At 53.9% G+C, this 14155-nt stretch carries 16 protein-coding genes; 8 read left to right on the plus strand and 8 right to left on the minus strand.

Features of this window, described 5'->3' with window-relative positions:
- The first annotated feature begins 102 nt into the window (after window positions 1-102).
- The 4 genes from rph to BFV97_RS01055 are packed head-to-tail and all read left to right on the plus strand — an operon-like array spanning window position 103 to window position 2946.
- Window positions 103-816: a ribonuclease PH gene (gene rph, locus BFV97_RS01040; protein WP_069298460.1), complete on the plus strand. Its 714-nt coding sequence runs from the start codon at window positions 103-105 to the stop codon at window positions 814-816.
- 3 nt (window positions 817-819) lie between these two features.
- Complete coding sequence (gene rdgB, locus BFV97_RS01045) at window positions 820-1431, plus strand: RdgB/HAM1 family non-canonical purine NTP pyrophosphatase (protein WP_069298461.1); 612 nt, start codon at window positions 820-822, stop codon at window positions 1429-1431.
- Window positions 1421-2593 carry a radical SAM family heme chaperone HemW gene (gene hemW / locus BFV97_RS01050; protein WP_069298462.1) on the plus strand — a complete coding sequence of 391 codons (1173 nt, stop codon included), beginning with the start codon at window positions 1421-1423 and terminating at the stop codon, window positions 2591-2593. The genes rdgB and hemW overlap by 11 nt, the downstream gene beginning before the upstream one ends.
- A complete protein-coding gene (locus BFV97_RS01055; RefSeq protein ID WP_069298463.1) occupies window positions 2593-2946 on the plus strand; it encodes a YbaN family protein in 354 nt (117 codons plus the stop codon). The genes hemW and BFV97_RS01055 overlap by 1 nt, the downstream gene beginning before the upstream one ends.
- Here BFV97_RS01055 and BFV97_RS01060 read toward each other — a convergent pair.
- The 7 genes from BFV97_RS01060 to hemJ all read right to left on the minus strand — a co-directional run bounded on the left by BFV97_RS01060 (window position 2921) and on the right by hemJ (window position 10391).
- Window positions 2921-3829, minus strand: coding sequence for a ParB/RepB/Spo0J family partition protein (locus tag BFV97_RS01060; RefSeq protein WP_069298464.1), 909 nt, complete (start codon window positions 3827-3829; stop codon window positions 2921-2923). The two genes, BFV97_RS01055 and BFV97_RS01060, sit on opposite strands and share 26 nt — an antisense overlap.
- A 21-nt stretch (window positions 3830-3850) precedes the next feature.
- A complete protein-coding gene (locus tag BFV97_RS01065) occupies window positions 3851-4669 on the minus strand; it encodes a ParA family protein (protein ID WP_069298465.1) in 819 nt (272 codons plus the stop codon).
- Window positions 4656-5294: a 16S rRNA (guanine(527)-N(7))-methyltransferase RsmG gene (gene rsmG / locus BFV97_RS01070; RefSeq protein ID WP_069298466.1), complete on the minus strand. Its 639-nt coding sequence runs from the start codon at window positions 5292-5294 to the stop codon at window positions 4656-4658. Before rsmG ends, BFV97_RS01065 begins: the two co-directional genes overlap by 14 nt.
- Window positions 5291-7168 carry a tRNA uridine-5-carboxymethylaminomethyl(34) synthesis enzyme MnmG gene (mnmG, locus tag BFV97_RS01075; protein ID WP_069298467.1) on the minus strand — a complete coding sequence of 626 codons (1878 nt, stop codon included), beginning with the start codon at window positions 7166-7168 and terminating at the stop codon, window positions 5291-5293. The genes rsmG and mnmG overlap by 4 nt, the downstream gene beginning before the upstream one ends.
- Window positions 7169-7183: 15 nt before the next feature.
- Window positions 7184-8461, minus strand: coding sequence for a tRNA uridine-5-carboxymethylaminomethyl(34) synthesis GTPase MnmE (mnmE, locus tag BFV97_RS01080; RefSeq protein WP_069298468.1), 1278 nt, complete (start codon window positions 8459-8461; stop codon window positions 7184-7186).
- Window positions 8462-8516: 55 nt separating this feature from the next.
- Window positions 8517-9788: a transcription termination factor Rho gene (gene rho / locus BFV97_RS01085; protein ID WP_069298469.1), complete on the minus strand. Its 1272-nt coding sequence runs from the start codon at window positions 9786-9788 to the stop codon at window positions 8517-8519.
- Window positions 9789-9938: 150 nt separating this feature from the next.
- The gene (hemJ, locus tag BFV97_RS01090) at window positions 9939-10391 is read right to left on the minus strand and encodes a protoporphyrinogen oxidase HemJ (RefSeq protein ID WP_069298470.1); all 453 of its coding nucleotides are present in this window, start codon (window positions 10389-10391) and stop codon (window positions 9939-9941) included.
- A gap of 512 nt (window positions 10392-10903) precedes the next feature.
- On the opposite strand from hemJ, the gene BFV97_RS01095 reads away from it, so the two are divergent.
- From BFV97_RS01095 to dnaQ, 4 genes are read left to right on the plus strand one after another with little or no spacing between them, the layout of a single operon-like run.
- Window positions 10904-11500, plus strand: a complete 597-nt coding sequence (locus BFV97_RS01095; protein ID WP_069298471.1) for a Maf family nucleotide pyrophosphatase — start codon at window positions 10904-10906, stop codon at window positions 11498-11500.
- Window positions 11497-12327 (plus strand): shikimate dehydrogenase, encoded by an 831-nt coding sequence (locus tag BFV97_RS01100; RefSeq protein WP_069298472.1) that lies wholly within the window; start codon window positions 11497-11499, stop codon window positions 12325-12327. The genes BFV97_RS01095 and BFV97_RS01100 overlap by 4 nt, the downstream gene beginning before the upstream one ends.
- Entirely contained in the window at window positions 12324-12932 is a 609-nt protein-coding gene (gene coaE / locus BFV97_RS01105; protein WP_069298473.1) for a dephospho-CoA kinase, read from the plus strand. Before BFV97_RS01100 ends, coaE begins: the two co-directional genes overlap by 4 nt.
- Complete coding sequence (gene dnaQ, locus BFV97_RS01110) at window positions 12925-13614, plus strand: DNA polymerase III subunit epsilon (protein WP_069298474.1); 690 nt, start codon at window positions 12925-12927, stop codon at window positions 13612-13614. The genes coaE and dnaQ overlap by 8 nt, the downstream gene beginning before the upstream one ends.
- Here dnaQ and secB read toward each other — a convergent pair.
- Window positions 13604-14089, minus strand: a complete 486-nt coding sequence (secB, locus tag BFV97_RS01115; RefSeq protein WP_069298475.1) for a protein-export chaperone SecB — start codon at window positions 14087-14089, stop codon at window positions 13604-13606. The two genes, dnaQ and secB, sit on opposite strands and share 11 nt — an antisense overlap.
- Window positions 14090-14155 lie beyond the last annotated feature (66 nt).

Here is a 14155-nt window from a genome sequence, read left to right on the forward strand (position 1 = left end):
GAACGGACTATAGGTAGGAACTCTGCCCCGCTTGGTCAATCGGGGTTTGCGCCCTATCTTTAAAACAGATATTACCGCGCCAATTACAAAAGGAATATACCCATGCGCCCTTCCGGCAGAACCACAGACACACTGCGCGAAATCTCTATCGAAACCAATGTCACAAAGCACGCCGAAGGCTCCTGCCTGATCAAATGCGGCGATACCCATGTATTGTGCACGGCCTCCCTTGAAGGCCGCGTGCCACCTTGGATCAAAGGCTCCGGTCTTGGCTGGGTGACAGCGGAATACGGCATGCTGCCCCGCGCCACAACGACCCGCAACCGCCGTGAAGCTGCGGCCGGCAAACAGTCCGGCCGCACACAGGAAATCCAGCGTCTGATCGGTCGCTCCCTGCGCGCCGGTGTGGACCGTGTTGCCTTAGGGGAACGTCAGATCACCATCGACTGTGATGTTATCCAAGCGGACGGCGGCACCCGCTGTGCGTCCATCACTGGTGGTTGGGTTGCGCTGCGTCTGGCTGTGAACAAACTGCTGAAAGCTGGTGAAATCAAAGAAGATCCGCTGACAGATCACGTCGCGGCAGTGTCTTGTGGCATCTATGCGGGTCAACCTGTTCTTGATCTCGACTATGCCGAGGACAGCGAAGCCGGAACCGATGCAAATTTCGTGATGACAGGGTCCCGCGGACTGATCGAAATTCAAAGCTCTGCCGAAGGCGCAACCTTCAGCCGCGATGAATTCAACGCGCTTCTGGATCTGGCTGAAAAAGGCGTCGACGATCTGGTCGCCGCACAAAAAGCGGCTGTGGCCTGATCCATGCGCAAGCTGACCGAAAAAAAAATTGTCCTCGCGTCTCATAACGCGGGGAAACTGCGCGAGATTGCCGAACTGGTCAAACCCTATGGCATCGAAGTGATCTCTGCCGGTGAACTGGGACTGGAAGAACCGGAAGAAACAGAAAGCACCTTTGCCGGAAACGCGCGGATCAAAGCACATTTCGCTTCCAAAGCCGCCAATCTGCCTGCGCTGTCAGACGACAGCGGCATAGAGGTAGACGCGCTGGACAAACAGCCCGGCGTCTATACCGCAGATTGGGCAGAGACACCCAAGGGCCGTGACTTCCCGACGGCGATGGAAAAGGTCTGGTCCCTGTTGGAAGAAAAGCAGGCCCCCGAACCCCGCACCGCCCGCTTTTGCGCAACACTTTGCGTAGCTTGGCCTGATGGTCATGACGAAGTGTTTGAGGGCGCAGTAGAGGGTCGCGTTACATGGCCCATGCGCGGCGATCAGGGCTTTGGCTTTGACCCGATCTTTGTTCCGGATGGATATAAAGAAACTTTCGGGGAAATGGACCCCGCAGAGAAAGCTGCGATGAGCCACCGCACCGTTGCTTTTGCAAAATTGAAAGCGGGATGTCTTGACGGCTGAGGACTGGCAAAATGCCGGTTTCGGCGTCTATGTGCACTGGCCGTTTTGCGCTGCCAAATGCCCCTATTGTGATTTTAATTCACATGTTCGCCAATCCGTAGATCAAACCGCATGGGTCAGGGCCTTCGTTGCAGAAATCAAAGCAACGGCGGCCCTGACCCCAAACCGCACTGTAGACACTATTTTCTTTGGCGGCGGGACGCCAAGTCTCATGCTTCCCGAAACTGTAGACACTATTATTCAGGCGATTGGTGAAAATTGGACTCTTTCGCCTGACGCAGAAATCACCCTTGAAGCCAACCCGACATCGGTCGAAGCAGACCGCTTTCAAGGGTTTTCAGATGCAGGCGTCAACCGTATTTCGATGGGAATTCAGGCGCTGAATGATAGAGACCTAAAGGCACTCGGTCGTATGCACAGCGTTGCAGAAGCGCAGCAAGCCTTTGACGTTGCGAAGAAATACTTCAATAACGTCAGCTTCGATCTGATCTATGCGCGGCAAAACCAAACCTTGGAAGACTGGCGCCTTGAATTAACGCAAGCCATTGATATGGCTGTAGATCATCTGTCTTTGTACCAATTGACGATTGAACAAGGCACGCGTTTTGGCGATCTATTCGCCCGCAACCGTCTGCGCGGTTTGCCAACCGACGAATTGTCGGCTGACCTTTACGATCTAACGCAGGATATATGCGGTGAGAGAGGGCTCATCGCTTACGAAGTTTCCAATCACGCGCGATACGGCGCTGCCTGCAAACACAACCTGATATATTGGCGCTATGGCGATTACGCCGGAATTGGGCCGGGCGCGCATGGACGGTTGTCTCTGAATGGGGGTCGCGTTGCAACGGACTCGCCTCTCCTTCCGGAAGACTGGCTTCAAATTGTGGACAAGAACGGGACCGCCAACCGCATTGCCGAAGAGATTTCAAACGCAGATCAAGCCGCCGAATACGCCATGATGTCCCTGCGACTTTCCGAAGGTTGTGATCTGGAACGGGTCCATGCGCTATCGCCCAACCGAATAGATATGGACGCTGCGCGGGTACTGGTGCAGGACGGCTTTTTGTTACAGAGCAATTTGCATCTTAAGACAACAGCCTGCGGAAAAATGGTTTTGAACGCTATCCTTGGAAAACTACTCGCAGGTGGAGAAGACTGATGCGCGGCCTATGGTTCATTTTCGGCGTTCTCAGCGTGCTCGCCGCACTCATCGGTGCGGTTCTGCCCTTGCTGCCAACAGTTCCGTTTCTGCTTTTGGCGGCGTTCTGCTTTGCAAGATCATCGCAACGGGCCCATGACTGGTTAACGCACCACCCGCGCTTTGGTCCGCCAATCCGCGATTGGAATGAAAAAGGGGCGATCCGGAAAACGGCAAAGATTGCAGCTACTCTGTGCATTGCCGCCAGTCCGGTCGCCACCTATTTTTTGAATGTGCCGCCTTGGGCATATATCACGCAACTTGTCGTGCTTTGCTGCGTGTTGCTATTTATATGGACCCGGCCGAACGGGTAGCCGACAACAGCTGACACAAAGCGTCAAGATCATCGAAAGACGCGTATTTAATCGTAAGAGAGCCGCCCTCTGTTCCCGCTTTATGGTCAATACTGACTTTCATTCCTAAATTCGCTGCAAGATCGGTCTCCAACGATATGGTATCACTGTCTTTTGCAAGCTTTGGAGCCTTTGGCTTGGACGGCGTCTGTCCTTTCTTGAGCAGAGCTTCCGTCTGGCGCACCGACAATCCCTTATCAACAACTTGTCGTGCCAACTCCAAGGCGTTCTCAGCCGGCACCAACGCCCGCGCATGTCCCGCGGTAAGCCGCCCATCCACCAGCATATCTTGCACGCCCGTTGGAAGGTTGAGCAACCGCATGGAGTTTGCCAAATAGCTCCGGCTCTTACCAAGCGCTTCGGACAATTTCTCCTGTGTGTGACCGAATTTTTCCATCAATTGATGATAACCGTATGCTTCATCCACCGGGTTCAAATCCGCCCTTTGAATGTTCTCAATGATCGCAATTTCAAGAACTTCGAGATCATCCATCTCGCGCACGACGACCGGAACTTCATCAATTTTTGCGGTCTGCGACGCACGCCAGCGACGCTCCCCCGCAACGATCTGGTATTCGCCCTCGTTGTTCGGGTCAGGACGCACGATCAGGGGCTGGATGATGCCCTTGGCCAGAATGGATTTCGCGAGATCACGAAGCTCTGTGTGATCAAACGTTCGCCGCGGCTGGTCCGGATTTGCGTGTACTTTCGTAATCGGAACCATTTTTTCGCTGCTGCGTGGTCCTTCGCCTGCTACTTCTTGCGTCGCAGTCGGTTCATTAATATCTGCCATTAGCGCGGACAATCCACGGCCGAGACCTCTTTTTTCATTCTTCTTGCTCATTTTTTTTTCTTTCCTCACCCGTTAGGTCGGTTCTTGCACACGCCGGTTTTCCCGCCGTAGAAACTCCGCTGCCAATTTCTGATAGGCCACGCTGCCACGGCTTCGGTGGTCATACAGTATAGCCGGCATCCCGAAAGACGGCGCTTCTGACAGCCGCACATTTCGCGGGATAATCGTCGAATACACCAAATCACCGAGATTTTCCCTCACGTCCTGCTCCACCTGTTGCGAGAGGTTATTCCGACCATCAAACATCGTCAGAACGATACCTTCGATTTTAAGAATGGGGTTCAAGCTCTGACGGACCTCGCGAATGGTCAGCATCAGTTGCGACAACCCTTCCAAGGCGAAGAATTCTGCCTGAAGCGGAACGATTACGGACTGGCTGGCGGCGAGGGCATTCAATGTCAAAAGGTTCAAGGACGGCGGACAATCCACGAGAACATAATCAAATTCGTCATCGTAGCTGTTCAGTTCCTCTAGTGCTTTACGCAACCGAAGTACCCGCCGTTGATCGTCAACCAGTTCGACATCAGCTGAGCTAAGGTCCACTGAAGACGGCATCAAAAACAGGTTCGGCACCTGTGTCCGCATGATCGCTTCCTTGATTGGCGTCTGTTCAACCAGCACATCATACATGGTGACGTTACGTTTGGTTGGATCAATACCCAGCCCCGTAGATGCATTTCCTTGCGGATCCAGATCCAGCAACAACACCCGTTTCCCCACAGCGGCTAGCGCTGTTCCGAGATTAATGGCCGTTGTCGTCTTCCCTACCCCGCCTTTTTGGTTGGCGATTGAAAGTATTTTAACCGGCTTCAAGCCGCTATGTTCTGACACGCTCGATTTCCTTGACCCGCAAAACCGTTCCATTGACGTCGGTTTCGCTGGCGAATTGCTCCGCTTCGAATGTCCAAAACCGACTCGCCCCACCTATCTCAGTTTGGCAATTTTGGCCCTTTAGATAAAGGCATATCCCGTCTTTTTTGAGAAAAGATTTTGAAAGCGCCAACAGATCACTGAGTGGTGCAAGTGCACGGGCCGACACGATGTCGGCTTGGATCGCGTCAAATTCTTCAATGCGCTGTGTGTGAACGTGCACCGTTACGCCTGTTTCACGTGAAACATTTCTCAGGAAGGCAGACTTTCTTGCATCGCTTTCCACGAAATGAAACTGGCCAGACGGCGCTGCTTCAGAGGCGATTATGGCAAGCACCATACCGGGAAATCCTGCCCCGGAACCGATATCTACCCAGGTTTTAAAATCCTTTCGGTATTGCCATAATTGCATGCTATCCGCGAAATGGCGTACAGCAGCAGTTGCCAGAGTTGACTTACTTACCAGGTTGATCGTTGGATTCCACTTTAGGAGTGCGGTCTGGTAAAGCTCCAGCTTCTCCTTTGTTTCACGTGAAACATTGAAATAGCCGCATACGGCACCCAAGTCAGCGTTTTGATCTATCATGCTGATTTTACTGACTTAAACTGCTTTACGCGACCAAGTAACAACGTCAAAGCTGCAGGTGTCATACCATCAATACGCGCCGCCTGACCCAGCGTTTCGGGCCGGGTCAGTTCAAGTTTTGACTGAAGCTCCTTTGAGAGACCAGAGATACCCGAAAAAGAAAATCCGGCAGGAATCTGCAGCTTTTCATCTTTCCGCACAGCAGAAACATCAGAAGCCTGGCGCTGGATGTAATTTGCGTACATTGCATCATTCTGAACCTGCTGAGCGATGGCGGGATCGAAATTGGACAGGTCCGGCCAGAGGCGGCTGAGCGTTTTCAATGACACGTCCTTATAGGACAAGAGCTCCAACCCGTTTCGCCGGACGCCGTCCTGATTGATCTTTACCCCCGACTTCGCCACTTCGTTCGGCGTCGCTGTACGCGCGGTAAGCTCGTCCCGCGCTGCGCCCAGTTTTTCCATCTTCTGTTCAAAAATCTCGGCACGACGGGAGCCAACGCACCCAAAATCGACCCCTTTCGGAGTGAGTCGCTGGTCGGCATTATCCGCCCGCAAGGACAGACGGTATTCTGCCCGGGATGTGAACATCCGGTAAGGTTCCGTCACACCCCGCGTGGTCAGATCGTCGATCATCACACCAATGTAACTTTCGGCACGGCTGAAATGAACCGGCTCTGCATCCTGTGCCGAGCGCGCTGCATTTACGCCCGCGACCAGTCCCTGCGCCGCCGCTTCCTCGTAACCGGTCGTGCCGTTGATTTGTCCTGCCAAATACAGGCCCGGCACGGTGCGCACTTGCAGCGTTGAATCCAGCGCACGCGGATCAACGTAGTCATACTCAATCGCATACCCCGGTTGTAAGATATTTACCGTCTCCAGACCTGCGATGGATTTGACATAAGCTTCCTGAACGTCCACGGGCAGTGAAGTCGAAATGCCGTTTGGATAGATCGTTGGATCATTCAGACCTTCTGGTTCGAGGAATATCTGATGGCTTTCTTTTTCGCCAAAACGTACGATCTTGTCTTCGATAGACGGGCAGTACCGCGGCCCCACTCCGTCAATGTGTCCGCCGTACATGGCTGATTTTTCGAGATTTTTCTCGATGATCTCATGCGTGCGGCTGTTGGTATGAGTGATACCACAGGAAATCTGTTGCGCGACCGGTTCTTTTGAGAGAAATGAAAACAGGCTGGGATTATCATCCGCAGGTTGGGTTTCCAGACCGTCCCAGTTGATCGTGCGCCCATCCAATCGCGGCGGCGTGCCCGTCTTGAGCCGGCCCATGGGAAGGTCAAAGCTGTCCATCCGATTTGCCAGATCGAGCGAGGGCTTATCACCCATGCGGCCGCCGGGTTTGGAGACATCCCCGATGTGAATGACGCCGCGCAGAAATGTACCTGTGGTCAGGATGACGGCAGGTGCTTTCACCTTTGACCCGTCAGCCAACACCACGCCGGACACCGCGTCTCCGTTCATGATGAAATCTGTCACCTCGGACTCGATAACTTCTAGCCCATCTCGTGCAGAAAATTCTCTTTGCATCGCTTCCCGATACAATGCCCGATCTGCTTGCGTTCTGGGGCCTTGAACAGCCGGACCCTTGCGCCGGTTCAGCAAGCGAAACTGGATGCCGGCCTGATCTGCAACACGTCCCATCACGCCGTCCAGCGCGTCAATTTCCCGAACGAGATGACCTTTTCCCAACCCGCCTATCGCGGGGTTGCAGGACATCTCACCAATTTTCTTAAAGCTGTGCGTCACCAAAGCTGTGCGTGCGCCCATGCGCCAGGCTGCCTGCGCGGCCTCTGCCCCGGCATGCCCGCCTCCGATCACCACAACATCAAAGTCATATTGTTTCACGTGAAACATTCCCGCTGCTCGCGCCTATTTCCCTAAGCAGAAACTGGCGAAAATTTCGTCTAAAAGATCTTCTACACCTACGCGGCCGATAATTGAGTTCATCGCATGTGTTGCCGCGTGCAATTCCATAGCAATCAACTCGCTCTCTCCATTGGATTGGATCAGCTCCTGCGCTGCCTTCATATACAGCGTTGCTGACTCCATCGCAATACGATGCCGTTGCCGCACGGCAGATTGGGTGATCGCGACGCGCGATCCCAACACAGATGTGACATGCTCGATCATGCGATCCAGCCCCGCGCCGGTTTTGCCAGAGACGCCATCAGCTCTGCCCGCATCCGATTTTCCAACCAAAACAAGGTCATCCGCCTGCACAGCAACACCAAAACTCTCGCTACTGCCGTTTTCGGTCAAAAAAATGCGCAGGTCCGCTGTTTCCGCCCGGTTGCGCGCAAGCTCGACGCCGAGCGCCTCAATAGTATCGGCGGTTTCCCGCAAGCCGGCTGTATCAAGCACTGTCACCGGAATACCCTGCAGGTTCATCCGAACTTCAATAACATCCCGAGTCGTGCCTGCAATTTCGGAGGTAATGGCCGCTTGCCGCCCTGCTAGTGCATTCAGCAGAGTGGATTTTCCAATGTTGGGGGGGCCAATGATTGCAACCTCGAAACCGTCCCGCACGCGCTCTGCGACAAAACTCCCGGCGATTTCCCTTTCAAGATCGGCCATTACCCCATCCATCAACGCCCCGACTTCCGGGGTAACGTCCACCGGCACGTCTTCATCCGCGAAATCAATCGTGGCTTCGATCAGAGCTGCCGCGCGAATCAGATCGGCGCGCCATTTCTCGACTTTCTCGGTCAGCCCGCCATCCATCAAAGCGAAAGCTTGACGTCGTTGAGCCTCTGTCTCTGCCTCGATTAAATCGCTGAGCCCTTCAACCTGACTAAGATCCAATTGTTCATTTTCGAGCGCTCTGCGGGTAAATTCGCCGGGTTCGGCCATTCGTGCACCCGTCTTGGACAGGGCTTCCTGCACGGCCTCAATCACAGCAGGGCTGCCGTGGCATTGCAATTCCACCACTGGTTCGCCTGTAAAGCTCGCGCCTTTTTGAAAAACCAGCACGAGAGCTTGGTCCAGTACGATACCGTCGGCCGACTTCAGCAGCCGGAGCCCACGGCCGTCCGGCAGAGAGGAACAAAGCTGTTCTGCAACGGAAAAAGCGGCGTCCCCTGATATGCGTATCACGGAAACACCGGCTTTTCCTCGCGCTGTGGCAAGGGCGTAGATTGTCGCTGACATGATTAAACCTTTGAATCGAAAGGCTAATTATGGCGGAGTTGTCCTCGCCACTTTTTTAGGTGTTCATGGAGTCGAAAAATTCCGAGTTAGATTTCGTCTGCTTCATCTTACCAAGCAGGAATTCAATCGCATCGGTCGTTCCCATTGGGTTCAGAATGCGCCGCAGCACGAAGGTTTTGGTCAAATCGCCTTTATCAACCAACAGCTCCTCTTTCCGCGTGCCGGACTTCAGAATGTCTATCGCCGGGTAAACCCGTTTGTCCGCGATCTTACGATCAAGAACCAGTTCACTGTTACCCGTCCCTTTGAATTCCTCAAAGATAACCTCATCCATGCGCGAACCAGTGTCGATCAGCGCCGTAGCGATGATGGTCAGAGAGCCGCCCTCTTCGATATTACGGGCCGCCCCGAAGAAGCGTTTAGGACGTTGCAGAGCGTTGGCATCCACACCGCCGGTCAGAACCTTACCAGAGGACGGTACAACCGTGTTAAAGGCCCGTCCGAGGCGTGTGATGCTATCCAGCAAGATCACAACATCGCGCTTATGTTCGACGAGACGTTTCGCCTTTTCGATTACCATCTCTGACACCGCAACGTGCCGGGTCGCAGGTTCGTCAAAGGTAGAGGATACCACCTCACCCTTAACAGAACGTTGCATGTCGGTTACTTCTTCCGGCCGCTCGTCGATCAGCAACACGATGAGATAACATTCCGGGTGATTCTTCTCGATGCTGGCTGCGATATTTTGCAGAATCATCGTTTTACCTGTGCGCGGCGGTGCCACGATCAAAGAGCGTTGGCCCTTCCCGATTGGCGCAACAAGGTCGATCACACGCGGTGTCTTATCCTTAACTGTAGGGTCTTCGACTTCCATTTTCAGGCGCTCTTCAGGGTAAAGCGGCGTCAGGTTGTCGAAATGCACCTTGTGTTTGGCGTTCTCGGGATCGCTAAAGTTGATGGTGGTCACTTTGGTCAGCGCGAAATAGCGTTCGCTTTCATCCGGTGCTTTAATGACCCCTTCCACGGTATCCCCAGTCCGCAAAGAGTGTTTGCGGATCTGGTCGGGGCTGACATAAATGTCTTCAGGTCCAGGGAGATAGTTGGATTCCGGCGAACGCAAGAAGCCGAATCCGTCTTGCATCAGTTCCAACACGCCATCGCCCGAAATCTCGGCACCGTCTTCGGCCATTTCCTTCAGGATGGCGAACATCATGTCGCCCTTACGCATGGTAGATGCGTTTTCGATCTCTAGCTCTTCTGCCTGTTTCAGCAGATCTGCCGGGCTCATCGCTTTGAGTTCGGACAAGGAGACTTTTTCGGGTTCCATGTGAAATATCCTTATGACGCCTACCTGTTCGGTGTGCGTATAGCTTTCGTGTTCTGGGGGTATCAGCCTATCAGGCGGTTGGGGAAACCAGACTGTTTTTTTGCCTTGTAGGACAAAAGGATCGCGCTGTCAATTTCGCTGAGAAAAGCCTTAGAACGGTCGTACAACGATCATCGTAACGATGATAATCATTAAAACTGTGGGCAGTTCGTTCATGATCCGGTAGGACCGCGCGCTGCGTGTATTCCGGTCTGCCGCGAACTCCTTTCGCCGTTTCGCCAGCCAATGGTGGTAGTGGGTCATTCCCAACACCATCGCGGCCTTGATCCAAGGGTAGAACGACCCCCAATCCACTATACCCGGTGTGAACGCCAGCATCAGGCCAAAGACCCATGTGGCAATCATCGCCGGATTCATAATCAGCCGCAAAAGCCGGACTTCCATGCCTTTGAAAACTTCACTCGTCTCTGATCCGACAGGTCCGTGTTCCACGTGGTTCACGAACAGTCGGGGTAGATACAGCAGGCCCGCCATCCAGCTGATCACGGATAAGATATGGAGGGTTTTCGCCCACGGGTAAACCGTCGCCAGTAGATCGGTCATAATCTTTTCTTAAGCCAGTTTTAAGTTTCTCGGGTCAGAGCGGTTTTACACACGGGTTCGATACACACTCAATAAATATATAAGATTTAGAAAAGATGTTTATGAAGTAGGAGATCGCGAAACCTGTGGATTAAATTTCTATGCACAGATTTTGGCTGCTTTCCGGTTCTATTGATAACTTTCTGCTTTTCCAGCCACAGCCTGTGTGCAGCAGAGGTTAACGCCTGTTTTTCAATGCAGTGTTTGATCAAAAGCCTGTGGATAACTCTGTGTGCAAAAAAGGATTAGTGGATTCAGCCCACAGAATCGAACCGTTTATGGTGTTCTTTCCCCCCTGTTCAAAACTCCGGTATCGCTGGGGATAAATCCCTGGAATATCCACGGTGTCAAATCCGCAGGGGATAACCGTGGAAAACTCCAGAGAGTTCAGCCCGATTCGTCCACAGGCTCTGGTTCATGGTTTTAATCTGCGGTAGGCACAGAAATATGACAGTCACCGTGGAAAATAATAAATGACCCAGATTGTACTTGCCTCAGGTTCACAGATTCGCGGCGCCCTGCTGCGGGATGCGGGGGTCGAATTTACGACCGATGTGCCCCGTGTGGACGAAGAATCGATTCTTCTGTCGCTTCAGGCAGAAGGCGCAAAACCCGGTGATATTGCCGACACCCTTGCAGAATACAAAGCCCGGCGCATTGCCGACCGCCGTCCTGCGTCACTGGTGATTGCCGCGGATCAGGTGCTGACCTGCAACGGGCAGGTCTATAGTAAACCCAAATCTATCGACGAGGCGCGGGACCATTTGAAATCCCTGCGCGGTCAGGGGCATCAGTTACTTTCAGCGGTGGTGGTTTATGAACAGGCCAAACCGGTTTGGCGTCATATTGGACGGGCCCAACTGGTCATGCGGGAGTTTTCAGACAGCTTTATAGAGGATTATCTGGTGAAAGCCGGTGATACAGTCCTGACATCTGTCGGCTGCTATCAGCTTGAAAACATTGGAGTTACACTGTTCTCGCGGGTGCAGGGCGACTATTTCACCATTCTGGGGTTGCCCTTATTGGAGCTTCTCGATTTTCTGCGCAGCAGAGGAGCGATTGAATCATGAAAAACCCCCGTGTGCCCTTGGCTGGTGTGATCGGCTGGCCGATTTCGCACAGTAAATCACCGCGTATCCACGGTTACTGGCTCTCACAGCATGATGTGGCGGGGCATTACGTGCCCCTTGGCATCGCGCCCGAGGACTTCACAGAGATGATGCAGCAGTTGCCCAAACTGGGGTTCGTCGGGGCGAATGTGACTATTCCCCATAAAGAGGCAGCGTTGGAACTGGCGACCGAGGTTACACCCCGCGCGAAAATGATCGGTGCCGCAAATACGCTGGAGTTTTTGCCCGACGGCGGATTTCGTGCGGATAATACGGACGGGATCGGTTTCATTAACAACCTGCGCCAGCGCGCGCCGGACTGGGATGCGGGCGCAGGTCCGGCGCTGGTTCTGGGCGCGGGCGGTGCAAGCCGTGCGGTCCTGTGGTCCCTGCTGGATGCTGGCGTTCCCGAAATCCTGCTGGCCAATCGCACCCGCGCGCGTGCAGACGCCCTACGGACTGAATTTGGCGATAGGATCAGTGTCATAGACTGGTCGAAAATTTCAGATGCCACAGCAGAGTCCGCGCTGGTGGTGAACACCACTTCTTTAGGGATGAGCGGCCAGCCGCCTTTGGAGATCACCCTCCATTGTGCGCCGGATGCATTGGTGACAGATCTGGTTTACGCGCCCCTGACGACCGATTTGTTGCAACAGGCACAGGATAAGGGGCTTCGGACGGTGGATGGTCTGGGAATGCTGTTGCATCAGGCCGTACCCGGCTTTGAAGCATGGTTTGGCGTCCGGCCAGAGGTTGACGACACGTTGCGAGGGGTGGTTTTGAAATGATACAAAAACCCTATATTCTTGGGCTTACCGGCTCTATCGGCATGGGCAAATCCACCACGGCAAAGCTGTTTGCGGATCGCGGCATTCCTGTCTGGGATGCGGATGCGACCGTGCATCAGCTTTATTCAGGTGACACCCCTGCCGTGCGCCAGATCGCAGAAATGCTGCCCGAAGCGGTGGAAAACAAGGTGGTGAACCGGGACAGGCTGAAGGCTGCAATCGCCAAGGATCAAAGCATCCTGCAAAAACTGGAGCAGATCGTACACCCGCTGATCGCACAAAGCCGCGCCGATTTTGTAGCGGACGCGCGGGATCGCGGCGATGATATAGTCATCATCGACCACCCGCTACTGCTGGAAAGCACATCCGATCGTTACTGCGACGGGGTGCTTGTCGTGACAATAGATGCCGCCGAACAGCGCCGCCGCGTGCTGGAGCGGGGTACAATGGATGAAAAAACGCTGGAAATCATCCTTGCCAAACAGATGCCGGACGCCGAAAAACGCAAACGGGCGGATTTCATCGTTGAAACCACCACGCCAGAGGCCGCAGGCCAGCAGGTGGACGCCGTGATCGCGAAGATTAAGGACAGTTTGAATGCGTGAAATCGTAATGGATACGGAAACCACCGGACTAGACCCCAAAAGCGGCGACCGGATCGTTGAAATCGGTGGCGTGGAACTGTGGAACCACCTGCCCACGGGTAAAACCTATCACCAGTATATCAATCCCGAACGGGATATGCCGCAAGAGGCATTTGACGTACACGGTCTGTCGATTGATTTTCTCCGCGACAAGCCGGTATTTGCCAAAATCGCGCAGGAGTTTCTGGATTTTGTCGGGGATGCCAAGCTGGTGATCCACAACGCCGCGTTTGACATGAAATTCCTCAACGCAGAGCTGGGCTGGCTCAACATGCCGCAACTGCCCTATTCACAGGCGATTGATACGCTGGACATCGCGCGCCGCAAATTTCCCGGTGCGCAAAACTCCCTCGATGCCCTGTGCCGCCGCTTCGGGATCACCACGGAGCGGGCGCTGCACGGCGCGTTGCTCGATAGTGAAATCCTTGCCGAAGTTTATCTGGAACTGATCGGCGGTCGCCAACCCGACTTTGCGCTGGGGATCGTCGGGGGCACTGATAGCGACAAATCCGGTTCGCCAAGCAGCTGGACGGTTCCGCCCCGCCCCAAAACACTTCCGCCCCGGATAACCGAGGCGGAAAAAGAGAACCATGATGCCTTCATCAAGACCCTTGGTCCTGATGCGGCATGGCTTAATTCGTAGGCGCTTGTTCTGCGGCGGCCTGCTGGCGGCGCATCAGTTCCGAACGATAAAGCTGCATGAAATCAATGTTGTCGATGTTCAGCGGCGGGAAACCACCGTCTGCTGTGACATCCCGTGCGATACGGCGCACGAAGGGGAACATCATGCGGGGACATTCGATCATCAGGAAAGGGTGCAGCTGGTCTTCAGGGATGTTTTCGATCTGAAACAGACCGGCATAGTCAATCTCCAGCAGGAAGACAGCCTGCTCGCCGGATTTGGCGCTCACGTTCAGCTTTAGGGCAACTTCATAGCCGTTATCGCTTTTCTTTGCGGCGTCCAGATTAACCTGAACATTCACTTCCGGCTTGAGATCGCCGCCCAGATTTTTCTGTGCTGCGACATTTTCAAAGGAAAGATCCCGGATGTACTGGTTAACGATCTTCATTGCGACGGGCTTTGCTTCTTGTGCCGCGCCGTTGTTTTCTTCGGCCATGCCTAAACTCCCAATTCATAAATCTGCGCGGTGGTACCAATTCTACCGCTATAGGACAACGGCAAT

It is taken from the genome of Neptunicoccus sediminis (genome assembly GCF_001719615.1).
In the GTDB taxonomy this organism is placed as follows: Bacteria; Pseudomonadota; Alphaproteobacteria; order Rhodobacterales; family Rhodobacteraceae; genus Amylibacter; species Amylibacter sediminis.